Below are 21,382 nucleotides of genomic sequence, written 5' to 3' on the forward strand. Positions count from 1 at the left end.
CAGAGAAGGCAGATATGAAGGAACTGACATTAGCACAGATTGCAGAAGCCTGCGGTGGAACATTAATAGGTGGGAATGAAGCAAAAGAATATACCGTAACCGGAGTAGAGATTGACAGCCGGAGAGTAAAGGCAGGAAATTTATTTGTTGCCATTCCGGGAGAAAAGGTCGATGGTCACAAATTTATTCCGGATGTATTAAAAAAAGGAGCATATGCACTGTCCCAGCAGAGTCTTGATGTAGATGGAGCTTATATTCTGGTGGAAGATACCGTAACTGCCATGAAGCGTCTGGCACGTTTCTATCGGAGTACTCTTGACGTTAAAGTAGTGGGAATTACCGGAAGTGTTGGAAAGACCAGTACCAAAGAAATGATTGCATCTGTACTAGACACAGAATTCCGGGTACATAAGACACAGGGGAATTTTAATAATGGAATCGGTCTGCCACTGACTATTTTTCAGATTGAAAAAGAGCATCAGGTTGCAGTTCTGGAAATGGGAATTTCTGAATTTGGCGAGATGCATGAACTGGCAGATATGGCGCAGCCGGATATTATGGTTATTACCAATATCGGTTTATGTCATCTGGAGAATTTGAAAACCAGAGATGGAATCTTAAAAGCAAAGACAGAAAGCTTTGCCCATTTGAAACCGGATGGTGTTGTGATATTAAATGGAGATGATGACAAACTTTCAACTGTAGAGCAGGTGGCAGGAAGAAAGCCTGTATTTTATGGAATCAAGGGAAGGAATCTCTGCGAGACTTCTGTCTGTGCAGATGCAGTTACAGAGCATGGCTTAGAAGGAATGACAGCAGAATTCCACACTCCACAGGGAGACATGGAAGTATTTATTCCAATTCCGGGAGAACATAATGTATATAATGCACTGGCAGCAACCTGCGTGGCAGAACAGTTAGGCCTTTCCATGGATGAAATTAAATGTGGAATTGCAGCCGCTTCCACCATCAGCGGAAGAACTAATCTGATTCACACAAAGGGCATGACGGTTATTGATGACTGCTACAATGCGAATCCGGTTTCCATGAAGGCATCTTTGGATGTCCTGTCTAAGGCAGGGGGACGAAAGATAGCGGTTCTTGGAGATATGGGTGAATTAGGCGAGGATGAAAAACAGCTTCATTATGAAGTGGGAACCTATGCCGGAACACTGCCGATTGATTTGTTATTCTGTGTTGGAACATTATCCGGGAAACTGGCAGAAGGAGCGAAGAAACAGAATCCGGCTCTGACCGTAAAACACTATGCAACCCGTGAGGAGATGACAGAAGAACTTCTTGCTACCGTAAAAGAAGGAGATGCTGTTTTAGTCAAGGCATCCCATTTTATGGAATTCCCGAAAGTGGTGGCAGCATTAACCGAAGCATAAGAAAATGTTTTTTTAAATGGTAAATACAGGAAGTATTTGATAATAATATAGAAAAATGAAAAAAGAAACTGTAACTTTGAAGTATGTCATCAAAGCTACAGTTCCTTTTTTTATCAATATTTGCGGTTTAAAGATATTTCCGGTTATCTGCCAGCAGCTCATGCACCGTATTCTGTGTATAGGCAGCAAGATGTTTGCGGTCATCAGCAGAAAGCTGGTCTAAATAAATCGGAGTACCATACTGCAGGATAACATGGGTAGGTTTTACCTTTGGAAAATGATTTTCCAGAATATCAGCAGAATTGGTGATTGCCATAGGAACAATCGGACATCCGGTTTTCTCAGAGAGCTTTAGGCTTCCGGCTTTGAAAGGAAGCATTTCGTCCTCAGTCTTGTTTCTGGTACCTTCCGGGAAGATACACATGGAAATGCCGGCTTTAATCTGGTCGATACCGGTCAGAATGGTTTTTAAGCCCTTTTTCATATCGGTACGGTCTAAGAAGAGGCAGTAGAGCCGCTTCATCCAGATGTTTAAAAGAGGAACTTTTCCCATGGTGTCTTTGGCAATGTAACCGGTGAGTCTCGGACATCTGGAATAAGTGATAATAATGTCAAAATAACTTCTATGATTTCCGATATAAAGAACCGGAACATCTTTTGGAACATTTTCTTCCCCGATTACAGTCAGTTTAACGCCACAGATAAACATAATCACACGGAATGCCCACTGCACCATGCGAAGACTGCTGATATCGGCGGCATGGCGGTTGCATTTACGGATAATCCATTCTACAAAGAGAACTGGAATACCAAGAATCAGGTAAAGAACAGCAAATAAAAGTGCAAGAATTGCTCGTATCATAGAGATAGAATTCCTTTCTGGATATAAATTTCAAAAACAAAATACTGATTTCTTTCCCTATTATAGCGGTAAAACTTAAGAATTACAACATGATAATCCGGATTTTGGAATAGAATGAAAAGAATAAAAACAGGGAGAAGAAAGTGAAACAGAAAACAATAGAAGCAAGGAAAGCTGTCCGGAGTGTCATCGGTCTGCTTGCGGTGGCATGGATTGGACTGGCAGCAGCAGGCTGCGGTATCGAAGATACCAATGGCAGTAAAATAGAAGACGTGGAATTTACCGTGTTAGAAGAGGAAGCAGTGCCGGAAGAATTGAAACAGGAAATTGAAGAACGAAAGGAAATGGATTTCAAGCTGACTTATGAAGATAACGGAAAACTCTATATTGCAAGGGGTTATGGAGAGAAGGAAACGGGAGGCTACAGCATTTCCGTAAAAGATGTTTATCTGACTCAGAATGCCCTCTGTTTTGTTACAACGCTGATTGGCCCGGGGGAGAATGAGACGGTGGCAAAGGCACCAAGTTTCCCATATATTGTGGTTGAGGTGACAAAATGTGACAAGAACGTGGTGTTTGAGTGAAAAAATGGTACTTTTTTCCCTTTGACAGCATTTTAACACGGTGATATACTAAAGAGCGTGGATAAAAAAGGAGGAACTGGTATATGCAGAGAGCAGATATTAACAGAGTCCGGGCATCCGTGCACCAGCAGTGCGGTAGCAGTGTAATGATTCAACTGGACAGAGGTCGTAATAAAGTAGATGTACAGCGTGGTGTAATACAGAATGCTTATCCGAGTGTATTCACGATTCTTGTAGATGATGAAAGAGAAGGCAATCCGCCACAGTTATTATCTTTCAGTTATACAGATATCATCACAAGAGATATCCGAATGAAATTATGTTAGAAGAATAAAGTCCCTTTTTCCTGAATAAAATGAAATAACATTCAGGAAGGGGATTTTTTTAGTGGAAATAAAGAAACAGAACATACATATGAATTATGAAAAAGCCAGTGCCATGAGTCAGATTACTCTGGATGATGATTACAATCTGCCGGATTACCGGCCGGATATTGTAAAAGTACTGAAAGAAAAAGGTGAAATCCGCTTTGATGAGATACAGGTAAAAGAAGGACGTATTTATGTGAAGGGGAATCTTATCTTTCATGTGCTCTACCGCAGCGATATGGAGGAGCACAAATTAGACTGCCTGCGGGGACAGATTCCATTTGAAGAAACCATCAGTATGGATGGAGTGAATGAATTAGATCCGGTGGATGTCACAGCAGAACTGGAAGACATTAATATCGGGATTATTAATTCCAGAAAATTAAGTGTTCGTGCACTGGTGATGCTGAAGGCAGAAATGCGGATGCGCAAGGAGACGGAACTGATTACGGGAGTAGCCATGGAACATCCGTTGGAAATCCTTCAGAACAGGCATAATATTCTGGAATTGGAAACCTGTAAGAAAGATAATTACCGGTTGAAACAGGAAATAGAGTTGCCCCAGAGCAAGCCAGATGTAGAACAGATTTTATGGAAAAGTGTGCAGCTTCGGGGTGTGGAAACGAGGTTACGAGAAGAAAAAATCCAGCTTACCGGAGAAATAAGACTGTTTTTGCTATATTATGCCCAGAAAGAAGAACGCCGGTTAGAATGGTTAGAAGAGACGATACCACTGAACGGAGAACTTGCCTGCGAGGGATGCAGTGAGGAAAAAATCTATCGGATTCAGGTAACACCTGCCAGTGTGGAAGTAGAGGTCAGACCGGATTATGATGGAGAAGACCGGAAAATCAGTCTGGATATGACGTTAGAATTAGATATCTGTATCTGGAAGGAAACAGAGGCAGATGTGGTAGAGGACGTATATTCGCTGCGGGAAGAGATGACACCAGCTTATGAAGAAGTTACCATGAGCAGGCTGCTGGCAAAGAATTATGCAAAATGCCGGTTGACAGACCACATGAATTTAAAGAAGAATCAGGAGAATATCCTGCAGATTTGTTCCTGCGAAGGAATGGCATTTATTGACCATGTGGAGCCACAGGCAGACGGTCTTAAAGTGGAAGGAAGCCTGAATGTGGAAATTCTTTATGTAACCACGGACGATGCCATGCCGATTGGAACCTGCCGGGAGACATTTCCTTTTGAACAGCTGATTGAAGTCCCGGAAATGACAGACGATATGAACTATGAACTGGAAGCGGGAATCGAGCAGTTGTCAGCGATTCTTTTGGATAATACCCAGATTGAGGTAAAGGCAGTACTGAATCTGAATCTGATTGCATTTTCACAGGAGAACATCCAGAAAATGGATGAAATCAGAATTACAGAACGGGATATGGAAGAATTACAGAGACAGCCAGGAATTACCGGATATATTGTAAGAGAGGGAGACAGTCTCTGGAAAATTGCCAAGGCAAATCATACGACTATTTCCCAGTTAATGGAAACCAACGACTTAAAGAGTGAAGAAATTCAAAAAGGCGATAAATTGTTAATTGTAAAGATGGTATCATGATGTTATACTAAGATGATAGGAAATACACAAAAGTGGAAGGAGCAGAAATATGCACAGAAAAAAACATATGTGGAAAATGCGGTTGGTTGCAGCAGGACTGGTAGCAATTCTTGGAATTTCATGTTTTCAAAGTGCGTCAGCAAGCGCTCTTTCAAAGGCTAAAAACAAGAAGAGTGAAGCACAGACCGCATTGGATAATGCCAATGCAGATATAGAGAATATACAGAGCCAGCAGCAGGAACTGCAGTCCCAGATTGATGCACTGGATGCAGATCTGGTAAATATTATTATGAACTTAGATATTCTGGAAGGGGAACTTTCGGATAAGCAGACTGAACTGGATAATGTGACAGCACAGCTTGCACAGGCGCAGGAAGATGAACAGAACCAGTACGATGCTATGAAAAAGCGTATCGTATATATGTATGAGAATGGGGATGACAGTTATATTGAGGCACTGGTGGGCGCAACAGATTTCTCCGATTTACTGAATCGTCTGGAATATGCCCAGCAGATTTATGATTATGACAGAAATCTTCTGACGCAGTATCAGGAGACAGTGCAGCAGGTAGCTGACCTTAAGAGTCAGGTGGAGACAGAGAAGGCAGAGTTAGAGGAAGTGCAGCAGTCTTATCAGGAACAGCAGGCTTCTTATGAAAGCATGATTGCAGAGAAACAGTCTCAGATGTCTGATTTTGATACTCAGCTTGCATCAGCCCAGAGTCTTGCAGCCCAGTATAAAGCTACTGTTGATGAGCAGAATGAAATCATAAGACAGGAGCAGGCAGCTGCAGCAGCTGCCGCTGCTCAGAATAATAATAAAGGTAATAATACAACAACTGCTAACAATAATAATGGAAATACAACGGGAAATAATAATGGCAGCAATACCGGAGGTGACAGCACTACTGGTGGCAGTACAGGGGGAGGTGGATTGAATCCTTCTTTTAGTACATCAGTAAGTGGAAGTGATGTAGTATCTTATGCCTGTCAGTTTATTGGAAACCCGTATGTATGGGGCGGCGAGAGCCTGACTGATGGAGCAGATTGTTCCGGATTCATTAAAAGTGTCTATGCAAACTTTGGAATCAGCCTGCCTCATAGTTCGGTAGCATTACAGCGGGCAGGAAGTGAAGTAAGCTATGAGAATGCCCAGCCAGGTGACATTGTCTGCTATGCCGGTCATGTGGCAATTTATATGGGCGGAGGACAGATTGTCCATGCAAGTTCACCGTCTACCGGCATTAAGACAGGCTCAGCAACTTATCGAAGCATTATATCTGTCCGGCGTGTATTGTAAAAAGTTATCCATAAAGAAGAAAAATGATAAAAATTCCCCGCAGTAAGCAAACTACTGCGGGGTTTTAAGAACTTGTAAAATCTTTCAAGTTGCGTATAATGAAAAAGTAGAAAATATTTTAGGAGGAATAAGAAATGCAGATAGAACAGTTACAAAAAGAAATGATAGCAGCAATGAAGGCAAAAGATAAACCAAGAAAAGATGCAATTTCTTCGCTGGTTTCTGCAGTGAAGAAAACAGCAATTGATGAAGGCTGTCGTGATGACATAAAAGAAGAATTAGTAAACCGTGTGATTTTAAAAGAAATGAAGACCGTAAAAGAACAGATTGATTCCTGTCCGGCAGAAAGAACAGATTTACTTGCGGAATATCAGCAGCGTTATGACATTATGAGCGAATATGCACCGGCAATGCTTTCTGAGGAAGAAGTACGTAAGATTCTGACAGAAAAATTTGCAGATGTCATTGCAACCAAAAATAAAGGTCAGATTATGAAAACAGTTATGCCGGAGTTAAAAGGTAAGGCAGATGGTAAATTAATCGGACAGGTTGTAGCAGAGCTTTGCAAATAGGATAGTGTATGAGTGAAAATAAATCACAGAAGAAGCGCATATGGTTCATTACAATACTGATTCTACTGGTACTGTTATTAATCAGTCTCTTTGTTTCCGAACGAAGGGGGAAGATTGTATACAGGGAGTATCTTTCCGAAGATATCCTGACAGTAGATGGAGAAAAACTGCAGCTTGGGGATCTGGCAATGTATATCGCTTATGAGGAACTGAAGGTAGAAGATGAGGCAGCAGCCTATGACTATTATGATACGAATAAGTATTGGAATCTTCATACCAGTGGAAGGTTTGTAAAAGAAGTGGCAAAGACCCATGTCATCGAAATGGCAGTACATGATGAAATCTTTTACCGGCAGGCAATGGCAGAGAAACTGACGCTGGATGAAAAAGAAGAAGAACAGCTTTGCAGCCGTCAGGAGGATTTCTGGACGGATATGACAGAGGAACAGCAGGAAAGACTGGGCGTTGATAAAGCAGAGATAGATCGTCAGTTAGAGAAAGCTGCACTGGCACAGAAATATCAGAATCAGATAGCAGCAGAGAATAACAGTGATTTTGACGGTTACAGTGCCGGGGCAGAGCCATATGAGCAGATTTTAAAAGAACATAAGTATAAACTGAATGAGAAGCTCTGGGACAGAGTGGATTTTGGGAATATCATATTGAATCATTAGAATGGAAGGAAATAGAAATGTCTGTAAAAATAGGTAGAAATGATCCCTGCTGGTGTGGCAGTGGAAGAAAGTATAAGACATGCCATCAGTCATTTGATGAGAAGATTGAAAAGTATCGTGAGGCAGGCTGTATTGTGCCAACCCATGATTTGATTAAGACACCGAAGGATATCGAAGGTATCAGGGAAAGTGCCAAAATTAATGTGGCAGTACTGGATTATGTGGCTGAGCATATCAAAGCCGGCATGAGTACAGAAGAAATTGACCGTATGGTATATGAGAAAACAACAGCTATGGGTGGAATCCCGGCACCACTTAATTATCAGGGATTTCCGAAGAGCGTCTGTACGTCAATTAATGAAGAGGTATGCCATGGTATTCCATCGGAGGATATTATTTTAAAGGATGGCGATATCATTAATGTGGATGTTTCCACAATATTAGATGGATATTTTTCTGATTCCTCCAGAATGTTTCTGATTGGAGATGTCAGTGAAGAAAAGAAGCGTCTTGTCCAGGTAACGAAAGAATGTGTGGAAGAAGGCTTAAAAGCGGTAAAACCATGGGGCTTTTTAGGAGATATGGGTCAGGCAGTGCATGACCATGCTTATGAAAATGGCTATACTATCGTAAGAGAAATCGGTGGACATGGTGTTGGAAAAGAATTCCACGAAGAGCCATGGGTTGGCTATCACAGCAAGAGAGGAACCGAGATGCTCTTAGTTCCGGGCATGATGTTTACGATTGAGCCAATGGTAAATATGGGAAAAGAAGCTATCTACATAGATGATGAAAATAACTGGACCGTGTATACAGAAGACGGACTTCCAAGTGCCCAGTGGGAGATTCAGGTTCTGGTAACCGAAGAGGGAACCGAAGTTATTTCCTGGTAGGTATCTCTTAAAAAAGCTATTTTTGAAAGAAAAACCGGATGGAAAGTTTCTCATTCTGGTAAGCGCAAAGATGCTTATAGATAACAAGCAGTGCAATTCCAAGGCAGGCAAAGTCAATGGAGAGAACCGGCACAAAGAGAAAGACCAGAAGGCAGAATACGCCAAAGGTAATAATGGACCGGAAAAGATGTGGCCGGATAATTAAGACCACAGAAAAAAGAATATAAGCAGCAGCAAGGAAAAGAACCGGAAGAACAACCGGAAAGATTCCAAGCAGTACACCAAAGGAGACGGCAATGGCTTTGCCGCCTTTTTTGTTACTGTTTTTCGGATGAAACTGCAATGGGAACGCATGTCCGAGAACCGGTGCTATCAGAATCGGAATCATATAAGGAGAGTCAATGCTCAGTGTCCGCAGGGCAAGTATAACCGGGAAAAAGCCCTTGAAAAGTTCCAAAAGGAGCGCAAGAATACCAGCCCGGAATCCGCCGTACACAAAGGCATTGGCAGTGCCTGGATTCCCATCCGGACTTAATGCACAGATATCTTTCTGGAATAATATCTTTGGAATCCAGTAGGCATAGAGTATGCTGCCGCTGAGATAGCCAACGATGGAAAAAAAGATGCAGGTGATAATTGACTGGTTCATATAAAGGCTCCTTTTCTTTTCGATAAACAGGTGATTGCGGAAGGAGATAGATTTTGCTGGAAAATATTACGGGATTCGCAGGGGAGTTATCTTTGTGCACTATGAAATGCCAACAGTTCTTAGAATGCGTGTTTTTCTTGTCTGTAAACTGTCTTTCCGGTTGCTTTGGCTGAATAGCGGTACTGTCCGTCGAGGGCAGATGCCGCATAATGCCTGCAAGGGGCACTGGGAATTTCGATATAATGCTAAGTTCATCTGGCAACCGGCACAAATTCACATCCTTGTTCAATTGTGCCTCGCTGGTACATCCATGTACCAGCGTTGCCTGTTGCCAGACGAAATTCCCAGTGCCCCTAACAGCCTTTATCAGGCATCTGCACTTCGGCGAACCGTGCCGCTATTCTGACAAACATTGGAAAGACTGTTTTAATCACAAAAAAGAAAAACACGCATTTTAGAACTGTGGTATTTCGTAGAGAAAGATAACTTCCTGTGAATCAGCGTAATATTATGGGGCAAATTGTCTCCTCACGCTTCCACAATCACTTGTTTGAATAAAAGCAATTGTCGTTATTTTTCAGACAGTGATTCCAACAGGTCTACAATGCGTTCTGCTGCATCGGATTTCTGCTCCCGGAGCTGTGCGGTATGCATTTCCTCCTGCAAATCATGGCTTCGCATCAGCAGCATTCCAAGGCGAATCTGCTCTATCATGTATTTAGAGGCATAGGAAATGCCACGGTCTACGAAAAATGCACTGTTTGCGGTTTCGCAGCCTGGAATCGGTGCGGTATGGATAGTTGGGATTCCCTTTACTAAAGTTTCAGTGGAAGTAAGTCCGCCCGGCTTGGTAAAGATGACATCACAGGCATCCATATAAAGGGAAACATGTCTGGTGTAGCCTAAGACATGAACCCGCGGGCAATGCCGGAATTCTTTGGTGAGAACAGACTGTAATTTCTTATTGTTTCCGCAGATAATTACGATATGTTCGTCATTTTTACACTGCTTATAAAGTGCCATGGCAAAGACTGCAAGCTTTCCAAATCCCATACTTCCACTCATAATGAGAAAGGTCGGGGCATCAGCATCTAGGTGGCATTTGCGGCGGGCAATATCCTTTGGCGTATGTTTGGTAAAAGAACGTCGCACCGGAATACCGTAAGGCAGTAATTTTTCCTTTGGAACACCGCGTTTTATATATTCGTCTGCTAAATCCTCATGGGGAATAATGTAGTAGTCGCAGTTGGTTTCCTCCCAGAAAGGGATGCAGGTATAATCGGTTCCGATAGCGACTGCTTTTACCGGCAGCATGTTGTGTTTCTTCATATAAGTAATGGTCTCTGCCGGGTAAAGGTGCGGCATCACCACAATGTCATAATTTCCTTCTTCGATGAGGGCTGCAAGCGGTTTTGCCAGCCTTGCATTTGCCCAGTAAACCGGAGATTTGAAATGGCGGTTACTGATAAGCCTTCCCAGCTTATAAATGAAACCGAAAAACCACGGAAGATGTTTTACAATCCCAATATAAAGTCCGCTGATAAGGCGTGAAGTATGTCTTTTGCCAAGCTGCATGGCATCGACAAAATTTACTTCGTGTCCCCTTGCCAGAGCGGCTTCTTCCACGGCATGACCGGCGGCGTTATGTCCTTCTCCTGTGTTGCAGGATAAAATCAGAATTTTCACAAAAAATCCCCTTTCCGAACTTTTCTTTCGTATAGAACATCTTAATATATTTGCAATAAAATAGCAACTTTTCATAAAATTTTATAACCAAAAACGAAACATTTTATAAAAAATTGCTTGTATTTCTGGCAGTATAAATTTATAATAAAAAGGTGTTTTTTTAAACAGAGGGCAGTAAATAGAAAGAAGGGTATTAAGATGAAAAAAATAGAAGAATATGTAAGAAGTATACCGGATTTTCCAGAGCCGGGAATTATTTTCAGGGATATTACTTCCGTATTGCAGGATGCAGACGGACTTCAGCTTGCAATAGATTCCATGATCAAGCTTTTAGATGGTGTGGACTATGATGTAGTTGCCGGTACAGAATCCAGAGGGTTCATTTTCGGAGTACCAATTGCTTACGAAATGCATAAACCGTTTGTACCGGTTCGTAAAAAAGGAAAATTACCATGTGAGACCATTTCACAGTCTTATGATTTAGAGTATGGACAGGCTACCATTGAGATGCACAAGGATTCCATCAAACCGGGGCAGAAGGTTGTGTTAGTAGATGACTTAATCGCAACCGGCGGAACCATTGAAGCTGCTATCAAATTAGTAGAGCAGCTTGGCGGTGAAGTAGTCAAAGTCATTTTCTTAATGGAACTGGCTGGATTAAAGGGAAGAGAACGTTTGAAGGGTTATGATGTTGCTTCTGTAATTACATATGAAGGAAAATAATTTACAGAAGAGAAGTTTACCATGACTTATTGCCAGAGAGGCTGGCTTTAGGTATAAAAAACAATTTGGAGGAAGAAAAATGTTAGAGAAAATGTTCAAATTCAAAGAGAACAACACTAACGTCAAGACAGAAGTAATTGCAGGTCTTACCACATTTATGACAATGGCTTACATCCTGGCAGTTAACCCGAACCTGTTATCTGCTGCTGGCATGGATCCTACTGCAGTTCTGATTGCAACCTGTCTTGCATCCTTTATCGGAACACTTGCAATGGCTTTGATGGCTAATTATCCATTCGCATTAGCTCCTGGTATGGGATTGAATGCATATTTCGCATTTACAGTATGTGGAAATATGGGTTATGACTGGAGAGTCGCTTTAATGGCAGTGTTCATTGAAGGTATCATCTTTATCGTACTTTCACTGACCAACGTACGTGAGGCAATTTTCAATGCCATTCCTGCTACACTGAAAAAAGGTGTAAGTGCCGGTATTGGTCTGTTTATTGCTTTCATCGGTTTACAGGGTGCTCACATTGTTGTTGACAACAGCACTACTTTATTATCTTATGTTAAATTTACAGAGAATTGGCATACAGAAGGAATCTGTGCTTTACTTGCACTGATTGGTTTAATTCTTACCATCATTTTATATGTAAAGAATGTAAAAGGTTCCATCCTTATCGGAATCCTTGCTACATGGATTCTTGGTATGATCTGCCAGGCAGCAGGCATCTATCAGATTGATGCAGAAGCTGGATTCTATTCTTTATATCCTACATTTGCAATGACAGACTTCACCAAAATCGGAGAAACCTTTGGACAGTGTTTCAAAGCTGACTTTACCGGTGTAGGTATTGTTAACTTTATCGTAGTATTATTATCCTTCTTATTTGTAGATATGTTTGATACTATCGGAACCTTAATCGGTGTTTCTGATAAAGCTGGTATGTTAGACAAAGAAGGAAAGCTTCCAAGAGTTAAAAATGCGTTATTAGCTGACGCTATCGCAACATCCGCTGGTGCTGTTCTTGGTACTTCTACAACCACAACTTTCGTAGAGAGTTCTGCTGGTGTAGGTGCAGGTGCCAGAACCGGTTTTGCATCTGTTGTAACCGGATTCATGTTCCTGATTGCAATCTTATTTGCACCAATCTTTACAGCAATCCCAGGATTTGCTACCGCTCCTGCATTAATCTTCGTTGGATTCCTTATGGTATCTGCAATCGTTAAGATTGACTTCAACGATGTTACAGAAGCAGCTCCTGCATACCTTTGCTTAATTGCTATGCCTCTTATGTACAGCATTGCAGAAGGTATCGCAATCGGTGTTATCTCTTACGTTATCATCAACTTAATCTGTGGTAAAGTTAAGAAGATCACTCCACTGATGTATATTCTTGCAGTATTATTCATTTGTAAATATATCTTCCTGTAAGAGGAGATTCAAAATTAAATAAAATAATTATGAAGAGCCAGATATCTTTGTTTTAAGGTATCTGGCTCTTTTACTAATATTTGAGTGTTAAGACATCAGGATGGGGGCAAAATGAAGTAAGTTATGTTGTAATTGAAAAAATATAAATGGTATTTTGCATAGTTGAAATTCCCTTCTCGTCAAAATCCACAAATTCAGGAAACTAATTTTGGTGATTCAGTTTCTTGTAACGGAAATCCCAAGGTGTTACAATTAAGGAAACCGAAAAACAAAAAGTAGTTTCCACAGAGAACAGGGGTAGTGAACATGGAATTGAGAGAAAAAATATTGCAGGGCACGATGCAGGCATTTAACCAGAAGGGATTGAAATTTACCATGGATGATATCGCCCACATTCTTGGTATCAGCAAGAAAACGATTTATCAGGTATTTGCAGATAAAGAGGCGTTATTTCTTGCCATGGTGGATTATCTGTTTGACTGCATCAAGGAAAGTGAACGGGAAGTTATGGCAGACGAAAGCCTTGGAACTTTAGAAAAAATACGGAAAATCTTAGGGGTAATGCCGGAGAGTTATAAGGAAATTGATTTCCGGCAGATGTATTTATTAAAAGATAAATTTCCGGAAATCTATCATCAGGTGGAACTTCGGTTAGAGACCGGCTGGGAGACCACCATTGCGTTATTGGAACAGGGCATGGAGGAAGGCGTAATCCGCCGCATCAACATACCGGTTTTAAAGATGATGCTGGAAGCCTCCTTAGAACAGTTCTTCCAAAGAGACATCCTGATTCAGAGCAAACTTTCCTATGGTGAGGCATTAGAGGAAGTAGTGAATATTCTGGTGGATGGAATTAACACGAGACAATAGACATGTGTGAATAGAGATGCATGAATAGAAATACACCAGTAGAAAGAGCGAGGAAAAGGTATGAGAGAAAAATACTATTTGGACAATGACTGGTATTTCAGTGAGAAATGGGAAGCAACACAGGGCAATGCAGAATATGACGAAGCAGCAATGCAGAGCGTACGGATTCCCCATACGGTAAAGGAACTGCCCTTTCACTATTTTGATGAGCATGCGTATCAGATGGTAAGCGGCTACCGCAGACACCTTTTGGCGAAGAAAGAGTGGGAAGGAAAAGTGGTACGGCTGACCTTTGAGGGAGTTGCCCATGACAGTGAAGTCTATGTAAATGGAAAGAAAGCAGGCACACACCACTGCGGATATACGGCATTTACCATTGATATTTCAGCACAGCTTCACTATGGGGAAGATAATATCATTGCGGTGCGGGTGGACAGCAATGAGAATCTGAATGTTCCGCCCTTTGGATTTGTCATTGATTATATGACTTACGGTGGAATTTACCGGGATGTGTACCTTGAGATAAATGAGGAAAGCTATCTTGCAGATGTATTTTTAAAACCACAGGTGGAGCTGGAAACGAAGAAGGGAACACTGTTATCGGAAATCACGCTGGCAGGAAACGAAGAAAACCTGTTGTTACGGCAGAACATTCGGAAAAAAGGTGAAGAGGAATACCGTCTGGTTGGAGAGAAAACTTTTTCTGAAATTCCTACGCAGGAGGGAAAGAAAAAACTTGCATTTCCGGCAGGAATCGTATCCCTATGGGAGGTAGAGAATCCGGCGTTATATGAAGTAAAGACCCAGCTTGTAACCGGAAATAATATAATCGATGAGGTTGTAACAACGGTGGGCTTTCGTCAGGCAGTATTCCAAAAAGATGGCTTTTACTTAAATGGACAGAAGTTTAGAATCCGGGGTTTGAACCGTCACCAGAGCTATCCTTATGTGGGTTATGCCATGCCGGCTTCCATACAGAGGATGGATGCGGAAGTATTAAAGAAAGAGTTAGGGCTGAATGCAGTGCGGACCTCCCATTATCCGCAGTCCCAGGAATTTATAAACCGGTGCGATGAGCTGGGGCTTATGGTATTTACCGAGATTCCGGGCTGGCAGCATATCGGTGATGAAGCATGGAAAGCACAGGCGGTGGAAAATGTAAAAGACATGGTGATGCAGTACCGCAACCATCCATCCGTTATTCTCTGGGGTGTGAGGATTAATGAATCACAGGATGATGATGAATTTTACCGCCGCACCAATGCAATGGCACACAAGCTGGATGATACCAGGCAGACCGGTGGTGTGCGGGCGCATAAAAAGAGCAGTCTTTTGGAGGATGTATATACCTATAATGATTTTGTACACAATGGTCTGAACAAAGGCTGTGAGCATAAGAAGGATGTGACATCCGATATAGAAAAACCGTATCTTATCACAGAATATAACGGACATATGTATTCCACCAAATCCTTCGACTGGGAAGAACATCGTATGTGGCATGCACTCCGCCACGCCAGTGTACTGGATGCAGTAGCAGGAGAAGAGGACATTGCCGGAAGCTTCGGATGGTGTATGGCAGATTATAATACACATAAAGATTTCGGCAGTGGAGACAGAATCTGCTATCACGGAGTCTTAGACATGTTCCGTAATCCGAAAATGGCGGCAGATGTGTATGCCTGCCAGCAGGAAGAAAGACCGGTATTAGCCTTAAGTTCAACGATGGATATTGGAGAGCATCCAGCCTGCAACCGGGGGCAGACTTATATTTTTACCAATGCAGACAGTGTTAAAATGTACAAAAATGACCGGTTTATCAAGGAATATAAGAAAACGGATTCTCCATATAAGAATCTGAAACATGGTCCGGTTCCAATTGATGATTACATTGGAAATGCCATCGAAGAGGGAGAGAATTTCGCACCGAAACAGGCGGCAATGGTAAAAGAGGTTTTGAATCCGGCAGCACGATATGGCATGAACCATCTGCCGAAAAGAGCATATTATCTGGCAGCAAAGCTGATGCTTTTTTATCATATGAAGATGGAGGATGCGGTTGCACTTTATAACAGGTATGTCGGGGACTGGGGCGGACAATCTATGGTATATAAGTTAGAAGCCATAAAGGATGGTAAGGTGGTCAAAACTTTAGTAAGAGAACCGGTACATGAGGTGAATATTCAGGTTACCGCAAGCAGCCGGAAATTAAGAGAAACACATACCTATGATGTGGCTGCAGTAAGAATACAGGCAGTGGATGAAAATGGAAATCTGTTACCATATTTTCAGGAGCCGGTGCAGCTAAAATGTGAGGGAACAATAGAACTCATCGGACCGGACATCATCAGCCTGCAGGGCGGTATGGGTGGCACTTATGTAAAGACCATAGGAAAGACCGGAAGCGGAAAACTTATGATAAGCAACCGCCAGGCAGGAACCAGAGAAATTACATTTGAAATAGAATAAGGGAGTATAACGATAAGGAGGGTATCTATGAAGGAGAAATCAAGGGAAATCTTCGGAAACAAAATGCCGCAGAAGGTGTACCGGAAAGCGGTAAAGAGTAAGAAGAAATTTCAAAAGAAATTTGGGGATGATAGTAAGGTGGATTATCCGGTAGTGTTAAAAGAAAATGCACATATCGGTGATGCACTTGGTGTTGTGGATGTGCTGCTGCCAGAGCAGAAAGAGGCTTCAAAACTGGAATTTGACAAAGAAAAAGGCATTATCGTAGGAAATATCCGTATGGGTTTTGGACATTACCGTATTTCCATGGCAATCGCATCAGCAGCAAAATCCATGGGTTATATCCCATACTGGATGGACTTGAATTCCTATAAGCAGACGACCTGCACCAAAGTAATCGGCGCACAGAATGATTTGTATTCTCTGGGCTCAAGACTTTCCGGAAAGAGTAAGCTTTTTAATAAACTGGTATGGGAGCCAATGAATTATGAAGGGTTCCGGAAGCTTTCCTATAATGCCTCCGACCAGAAAAATGCAGAGCTTATGGCTCCGGTTTACCGGAATGTACCAAAGGAAATTCCGGTGGTAGCAACCCATGTGTGGCCGGCACAGGCAGCTATACATGCCGGCATGAAATATGTAGTCAATGCGATTCCGGATAACTGGCCGATGGCATTGCATTTATCCGAAGGAAGCCTTCATACAGTTCAGACTCATTATGCGTATCAGGGCTATCGGATTTTAAATGGCATGCAGGGAAAAGATGTCTTAAATCCTATGCCGGAAAAAGATCTTATATACACGGGACATTATATTGACCATGAGCTGGTAAGCAATATTGAAGCAGACTGCGAAGCTAGAATTAAAAGAAAGCAGGAGAAGAAACCGATGCGTTTCTTATTAACCATCGGCGGAGCCGGAGCCCAGAGAGAAATTTTTGCGGCTATTATCAGATATCTGCTGCCGGCAATCCGGGAAGGCAGGGCAGCACTTTATGTCAATGTGGGAGATTACCGGAATGTCTGGGAAGAATTATTACAGGAAATTCCGGAACTAAAAAATGCAGCAACGGAGCATTTTGATGACTGGGAGAATACAAAGCAGTTTGCCGAAGCTGCACTGGATGGGGAAGTAATCGGAGTCCATGGCTTCTACCATAAGAATATTTTCGAAGCAGTGTACTGCACGAATCTTTTGATGCGAAGCTGCGATATACTGGTGACAAAGCCTAGCGAGCTGGCATTTTATCCGGTGCCGAAGCTCTTTATCAAAAGAGTGGGTGGACATGAACAGTGGGGTGCCATCCATTCCGCAGAGATTGGGGACGGTACCCTGGAATGCCGTGATATTCCACATACCTTGCAGATGCTGGAATTATTCCAAAGCTCAGACCATCTGCTTACCGATATGTGTGAAGCAATTATGGAAAATAAGAAACAGGGGATTTACGATGGCGCATACAGGGTAGTGGAACTGGCAATGGGCTTACGAAAAGGAGGAGAAGGACAATGAGATTAACAACAAAAGAAAAAGTGGCATATGGCCTTGGTGCAGTTGGCAAAGACATGGTATACATGCTTTCTGCAAGTTACATTTTATATTACTATCAGGATATTTTGGGTGTCAGTGCCATTGCAATGGGAATTATCCTGATGGCAGCAAGAGTATTTGACGCATTCAATGACCCGGTTATGGGAATTATCGTAGCCAAGACGAGAACCCGCTGGGGTAAGTTCCGTCCGTGGCTTCTGATTGGAACCATAACCAATGCAGTAATTTTATATCTGATGTTTGCGGCACCACCTGCATTAGATGGCGGTGGACTGGTTGCCTATGCAGCAGTAACCTATGTGCTGTGGGGCGTTACTTATACCATGATGGATATTCCATTCTGGTCCATGATTCCGGCATTTACCGAAGGCGGCAAAGAAAGAGAGGGACTTTCTACCCTTGCCCGATCCTGTGCAGGCGTGGGCTCTGCACTGATTACTATTATCACGGTAAAATGTGTGGTTTTATTAGGGCAGGGCAATGAACGTGCCGGTTTCAAATGGTTTGCATTAATCATTGCAGTGTTATTTGTGATTTTTATCACTATTACCTGTATGAGCATCAAAGAAAAATCCACCGTAAATGTGGACTCTCCATCGGTAGGACAGATGTTTAAGGCACTGTTACAGAATGACCAGGCAATGACCGTTGTGGTTACCATTGTGCTGATTAACTGCTCTCTTTATATTACTTCGAATCTTTTGATTTATTTCTTCAAATATGATTTTGGCGGAGATGCGTGGTATAACAGCTATACCTTATTCAATACCTTTGGCGGTGGAATCCAGATACTTTCCATGATGATTTTCTTTCCGCTGCTGCGTAAATTTTTAAGTGCCCTAAAGGTATTTTATGTAAGCTTTGTTATGGCAATCGCAGGCTATGGTGTATTATTTATACTGACACTGACAAATATGTCAAACTTATTGTTATTATTTGTTCCGGCATTCTTTATCTTTACAGCCTTTGGAATGCTGACGGTACTTACCACCGTATTTCTTGCAAATACCGTGGACTATGGCGAACTGAAAAATAACCGGAGAGATGAGAGCGTTATCTTTTCCATGCAGACCTTTGTGGTAAAACTGGCATCCGGAGTAGCTGCACTGGCAGCTTCCATCTGCTTAAATCTCTGCCACTTAAGTAATGATACTGCAGAAACAGCAGCCGCAGCTGCTGCGTCCGGCAGCTCCCTTTTAGGACTCCGCATGACGATGGCAGGAATTCCGATTATCGGCTTACTGATTGCAGTACTGGTATTCCGTAAGAAATTTATCCTGACAGAAGAAAAAGTGCAGGAAATCACAGAGCAGATTAAAGGAAAGGAAAATTATCGATGATTCGTAAGGAAAAGGATTATTTTATTCTGGATACCGACCATACCACCTATTGCTTCCGGGTACTTCCTACCGGACAACTGGAACATCTTTATTATGGCAGAAAGCTTCATATCGAGGACGAAGCAGATATGCAGCCGCTGGTGGAAAAGCATGTCTTTGCACCGGGTAATGTGAATCTGTATAACGAAGAGCAGAAAGCATATTCCTTAGAGGATATGCGCCTTGAAATGTCCTCCTATGGAAAAGGAGATATAAGAGAGCCTTTTGTGGAAGTGGTGAATGCCAATGGAAGCAATACGATAGATTTTGTATACAGGGAAGCAGAGATAACCAAAGGTAAGGAAGCCTTTGCGGAACTGCCGGGTTCCTATGGCAGCGAAGAGGAAGTGGAGCAGCTTTGTATCCGGCTTGCGGACGAAGGAAATGAGCTGGCACTGGAATTGTATTATTATGTCTATCCATCCTGTGACATCATCAGCCGCAGTGCGAAATTCTATAATAACGGAAAGAAAGCTGTGCAGTTGAAACGGCTGATGAGCCTGCAGCTTGACTTTGATGGGCATGATTATGAATTTACTACATTTCATGGAGCCTGGGCAAGAGAAATGAAGCGGAGTGATATGCCGGTAATAGCAGGAAAATTAGTAAATGCTTCCTATACCGGAACCACCTCCAGCCGGGCCAATTCCTTTGTGATGCTAAGCCGGCCGAAGACTACAGAGGATGCCGGGGAATGCTTTGGTTTTCACCTTATCTATTCCGGTAATCACTATGAAGCAACAGAAGTAAACAGCTTTGGCAAAATGCGTCTGGTGACAGGAATCAATCCACAGGCATTTTCCTATGAAGTGGTGCCGGAAGAAAGCTTTCAGGCACCGGAGGCAGTGATGGCATATGCAGAAAACGGATTTAACCAGATGAGCCAGAGGCTGCATCATTTTATCCGGGAGCATATTATCCGTGGAACCTGGCAGAAGAAGGAGCGGCCGATACTGCTTAACAGTTGGGAGGCTTCCTATTTTGACATCAGTGAGAAGAAGTTACTGAAGCTGGCAAAGGAAGCAAAAGAAGTTGGCATAGAATTATTTGTAATGGATGACGGCTGGTTTGGCGAGCGGATGGATGACAGCAGTTCCTTAGGAGACTGGGAAGCAAATACGAAGAAGCTGCCGGGCGGTCTTAAGGGCTTATCTGATAAGATTCATGGACTGGGACTGCAGTTTGGAATCTGGGTGGAGCCGGAAATGGTCAATGTGAAAAGCAAACTTTATGTGGCTCATCCGGACTGGACGATTGAGATTCCGGGACAGCCTCATTCGGAAGGAAGAAACCAGCGGATTTTAGATTTGGGAAGAAGAGAAGTACAGGATTATATTATTGAGAGCATGAGCAAAGTCTTTTCTTCAGCGGACATTTCCTATGTGAAATGGGACATGAACCGGACCTTCAGTGATTATTATTCCACAGCACTTCCACCGGAACGGCAGGGAGAAGTGGCACACCGTTATGTGTTAGGATTATACCGGTGTATGAGGGAACTGACGGAACGGTTTCCGGAGATTTTATTTGAAGGCTGTGCGGCAGGCGGCAACCGTTTTGACCTTGGAATCTTATGCTATTTTCCACAGATCTGGGGCAGTGATGATACGGATGCATTGTGCCGGGCGGAGATAGAAGAAAATTATAGTTACGGTTATCCGCTGTCAGCAGTCAGTGCCCATGTGTCTGCCTGCCCGAATCACCAGACGCTGCGGAATACGCCATTAGAGACAAGATTTCAGGTGGCATGCTTTGGAAGCTTCGGCTATGAATGCAACCTCTGCGATATGAAAAAAGAAGAAAAGGAAGCCATGAAGGAGCAGATTGCATTATATAAGAAATGGCGGAAGGTATTGCAGCAGGGAACTTTTTACCGGGGCAGAAGCTTTTACGACGGAGCACAGAGTGGAATGGGTGGCAGTGTTTTAGCGGACGAAGCCGGTAACCAGATGGAGTGGACCTGCGTATCGGAAGATGGCACGAAGGCAGTGGGTATGCTGATGCAGAAATTAGTGGTACCAAATACGCAGCAGCAGACTTATTATCCGAAGGGATTGCTGCCGGATGTCCGTTACCATTTCTACAACCGGAAATTAAAATATAATATCAAAGAATTCGGAGACCTGGTAAATACGGTTTCGCCGGTTCATATCAGACAGGATTCCCTGACCCATCAGGTGCTTTCGAAATTGGTAAAAATGGATGGCGAGACGGAAGACTTCCATGCATATGGAGATACCTTAATGTATGGCGGCGTTCATGTCAGTCCGGCATTTGGCGGAACCGGATACAATGATAAGGTAAGGCACTACCCGGATTTTGCATCCCGTTTATATTTTATGGATGGAGAAGTAAAAAAGTAGGGAGACAGAAGTCCATGTTTGTGCTAAGATG

Annotated in this window: 18 protein-coding genes; 15 read left to right on the forward strand and 3 right to left on the reverse strand. The window is 42.7% G+C overall.

All coding sequences use genetic code 11. From position 1 onward, the window contains the following. Window positions 1–14: 14 nt before the first annotated feature. Entirely contained in the window at window positions 15–1,391 is a 1,377-nt protein-coding gene (locus DV740_RS11565; protein ID WP_118088137.1) for a UDP-N-acetylmuramoyl-tripeptide--D-alanyl-D-alanine ligase, read from the forward strand. A gap of 127 nt (window positions 1,392–1,518) precedes the next feature. Here the strand turns inward: DV740_RS11565 and DV740_RS11570 are convergent, their stop codons facing one another. Beyond that, window positions 1,519–2,253: a lysophospholipid acyltransferase family protein gene (locus DV740_RS11570; RefSeq protein WP_022244199.1), complete on the reverse strand. Its 735-nt coding sequence runs from the start codon at window positions 2,251–2,253 to the stop codon at window positions 1,519–1,521. 143 nt (window positions 2,254–2,396) lie between these two features. Here DV740_RS11570 and DV740_RS11575 point away from each other — a divergent pair, with 143 nt between their 5' ends. The 7 genes from DV740_RS11575 to DV740_RS11605 all read left to right on the forward strand — a co-directional run bounded on the left by DV740_RS11575 (window position 2,397) and on the right by DV740_RS11605 (window position 8,223). Continuing rightward, window positions 2,397–2,837: a protease complex subunit PrcB family protein gene (locus tag DV740_RS11575; RefSeq protein WP_242994299.1), complete on the forward strand. Its 441-nt coding sequence runs from the start codon at window positions 2,397–2,399 to the stop codon at window positions 2,835–2,837. 83 nt (window positions 2,838–2,920) lie between these two features. Beyond that, window positions 2,921–3,163 carry a Veg family protein gene (locus DV740_RS11580; RefSeq protein ID WP_022244197.1) on the forward strand — a complete coding sequence of 81 codons (243 nt, stop codon included), beginning with the start codon at window positions 2,921–2,923 and terminating at the stop codon, window positions 3,161–3,163. Window positions 3,164–3,224: 61 nt separating this feature from the next. Then, on the forward strand, window positions 3,225–4,784 hold the full coding sequence (locus tag DV740_RS11585) for a DUF3794 and LysM peptidoglycan-binding domain-containing protein (protein ID WP_117698852.1): 1,560 nt from the start codon (window positions 3,225–3,227) through the stop codon (window positions 4,782–4,784). A gap of 49 nt (window positions 4,785–4,833) precedes the next feature. After that, the gene (locus DV740_RS11590; RefSeq protein ID WP_117698851.1) at window positions 4,834–6,084 is read left to right on the forward strand and encodes a C40 family peptidase; all 1,251 of its coding nucleotides are present in this window, start codon (window positions 4,834–4,836) and stop codon (window positions 6,082–6,084) included. 134 nt (window positions 6,085–6,218) lie between these two features. After that, a complete protein-coding gene (locus tag DV740_RS11595) occupies window positions 6,219–6,656 on the forward strand; it encodes a GatB/YqeY domain-containing protein (RefSeq protein WP_022244194.1) in 438 nt (145 codons plus the stop codon). 8 nt (window positions 6,657–6,664) lie between these two features. Then, window positions 6,665–7,330 (forward strand): hypothetical protein, encoded by a 666-nt coding sequence (locus DV740_RS11600; RefSeq protein WP_117698850.1) that lies wholly within the window; start codon window positions 6,665–6,667, stop codon window positions 7,328–7,330. A gap of 17 nt (window positions 7,331–7,347) precedes the next feature. Then, entirely contained in the window at window positions 7,348–8,223 is an 876-nt protein-coding gene (locus DV740_RS11605) for a methionyl aminopeptidase (RefSeq protein WP_022244192.1), read from the forward strand. A 16-nt stretch (window positions 8,224–8,239) separates the two neighbouring features. Here the strand turns inward: DV740_RS11605 and DV740_RS11610 are convergent, their stop codons facing one another. Both DV740_RS11610 and DV740_RS11615 read right to left on the reverse strand, forming a co-directional pair. Then, window positions 8,240–8,872: a glycerol-3-phosphate acyltransferase gene (locus DV740_RS11610; protein WP_118088138.1), complete on the reverse strand. Its 633-nt coding sequence runs from the start codon at window positions 8,870–8,872 to the stop codon at window positions 8,240–8,242. A 570-nt stretch (window positions 8,873–9,442) separates the two neighbouring features. Next, entirely contained in the window at window positions 9,443–10,558 is a 1,116-nt protein-coding gene (locus DV740_RS11615; RefSeq protein WP_118088139.1) for an MGDG synthase family glycosyltransferase, read from the reverse strand. 198 nt (window positions 10,559–10,756) lie between these two features. On the opposite strand from DV740_RS11615, the gene DV740_RS11620 reads away from it, so the two are divergent. From DV740_RS11620 to DV740_RS11650, 7 genes are all read left to right on the forward strand, one after another. Beyond that, complete coding sequence (locus DV740_RS11620) at window positions 10,757–11,281, forward strand: adenine phosphoribosyltransferase (protein WP_118088140.1); 525 nt, start codon at window positions 10,757–10,759, stop codon at window positions 11,279–11,281. Window positions 11,282–11,360: 79 nt separating this feature from the next. Further along, the gene (locus tag DV740_RS11625) at window positions 11,361–12,719 is read left to right on the forward strand and encodes an NCS2 family permease (RefSeq protein WP_118056575.1); all 1,359 of its coding nucleotides are present in this window, start codon (window positions 11,361–11,363) and stop codon (window positions 12,717–12,719) included. Between the two features lie 306 nt (window positions 12,720–13,025). Continuing rightward, window positions 13,026–13,589, forward strand: a complete 564-nt coding sequence (locus tag DV740_RS11630; RefSeq protein ID WP_118056574.1) for a TetR/AcrR family transcriptional regulator — start codon at window positions 13,026–13,028, stop codon at window positions 13,587–13,589. A gap of 60 nt (window positions 13,590–13,649) precedes the next feature. Next, window positions 13,650–16,058 carry a glycoside hydrolase family 2 protein gene (locus tag DV740_RS11635; RefSeq protein ID WP_118088141.1) on the forward strand — a complete coding sequence of 803 codons (2,409 nt, stop codon included), beginning with the start codon at window positions 13,650–13,652 and terminating at the stop codon, window positions 16,056–16,058. Between the two features lie 27 nt (window positions 16,059–16,085). Beyond that, on the forward strand, window positions 16,086–17,570 hold the full coding sequence (locus tag DV740_RS11640) for a DUF6937 domain-containing protein (RefSeq protein ID WP_118088142.1): 1,485 nt from the start codon (window positions 16,086–16,088) through the stop codon (window positions 17,568–17,570). Next, complete coding sequence (locus DV740_RS11645) at window positions 17,567–18,949, forward strand: glycoside-pentoside-hexuronide (GPH):cation symporter (RefSeq protein ID WP_118088143.1); 1,383 nt, start codon at window positions 17,567–17,569, stop codon at window positions 18,947–18,949. Before DV740_RS11640 ends, DV740_RS11645 begins: the two co-directional genes overlap by 4 nt. Further along, entirely contained in the window at window positions 18,946–21,351 is a 2,406-nt protein-coding gene (locus tag DV740_RS11650; RefSeq protein WP_118088144.1) for an alpha-galactosidase, read from the forward strand. Before DV740_RS11645 ends, DV740_RS11650 begins: the two co-directional genes overlap by 4 nt. Window positions 21,352–21,382: the final 31 nt, after the last annotated feature.

This window comes from Roseburia sp. AF02-12, from assembly GCF_003461765.1.
Lineage (GTDB): Bacteria > Bacillota > Clostridia > Lachnospirales > Lachnospiraceae > Roseburia_C > Roseburia_C amylophila.

Excerpts from the sequence above, each read along its gene's own strand:
- DV740_RS11565 (WP_118088137.1), top strand. The coding sequence starts at position 15 with ATGAAGGAACTGACATTAGCACAGATTGCAGAAGCCTGCGGTGGAACA.
- DV740_RS11570 (WP_022244199.1), bottom strand. The coding sequence starts at position 2,253 with ATGATACGAGCAATTCTTGCACTTTTATTTGCTGTTCTTTACCTGATT.
- DV740_RS11580 (WP_022244197.1), top strand. The coding sequence starts at position 2,921 with ATGCAGAGAGCAGATATTAACAGAGTCCGGGCATCCGTGCACCAGCAG.
- DV740_RS11590 (WP_117698851.1), top strand. The coding sequence starts at position 4,834 with ATGCACAGAAAAAAACATATGTGGAAAATGCGGTTGGTTGCAGCAGGA.
- DV740_RS11595 (WP_022244194.1), top strand. The coding sequence starts at position 6,219 with ATGCAGATAGAACAGTTACAAAAAGAAATGATAGCAGCAATGAAGGCA.
- DV740_RS11600 (WP_117698850.1), top strand. The coding sequence starts at position 6,665 with ATGAGTGAAAATAAATCACAGAAGAAGCGCATATGGTTCATTACAATA.
- DV740_RS11605 (WP_022244192.1), top strand. The coding sequence starts at position 7,348 with ATGTCTGTAAAAATAGGTAGAAATGATCCCTGCTGGTGTGGCAGTGGA.
- DV740_RS11610 (WP_118088138.1), bottom strand. The coding sequence starts at position 8,872 with ATGAACCAGTCAATTATCACCTGCATCTTTTTTTCCATCGTTGGCTAT.
- DV740_RS11620 (WP_118088140.1), top strand. The coding sequence starts at position 10,757 with ATGAAAAAAATAGAAGAATATGTAAGAAGTATACCGGATTTTCCAGAG.
- DV740_RS11625 (WP_118056575.1), top strand. The coding sequence starts at position 11,361 with ATGTTAGAGAAAATGTTCAAATTCAAAGAGAACAACACTAACGTCAAG.
- DV740_RS11630 (WP_118056574.1), top strand. The coding sequence starts at position 13,026 with ATGGAATTGAGAGAAAAAATATTGCAGGGCACGATGCAGGCATTTAAC.
- DV740_RS11635 (WP_118088141.1), top strand. The coding sequence starts at position 13,650 with ATGAGAGAAAAATACTATTTGGACAATGACTGGTATTTCAGTGAGAAA.
- DV740_RS11640 (WP_118088142.1), top strand. The coding sequence starts at position 16,086 with ATGAAGGAGAAATCAAGGGAAATCTTCGGAAACAAAATGCCGCAGAAG.
- DV740_RS11645 (WP_118088143.1), top strand. The coding sequence starts at position 17,567 with ATGAGATTAACAACAAAAGAAAAAGTGGCATATGGCCTTGGTGCAGTT.
- DV740_RS11650 (WP_118088144.1), top strand. The coding sequence starts at position 18,946 with ATGATTCGTAAGGAAAAGGATTATTTTATTCTGGATACCGACCATACC.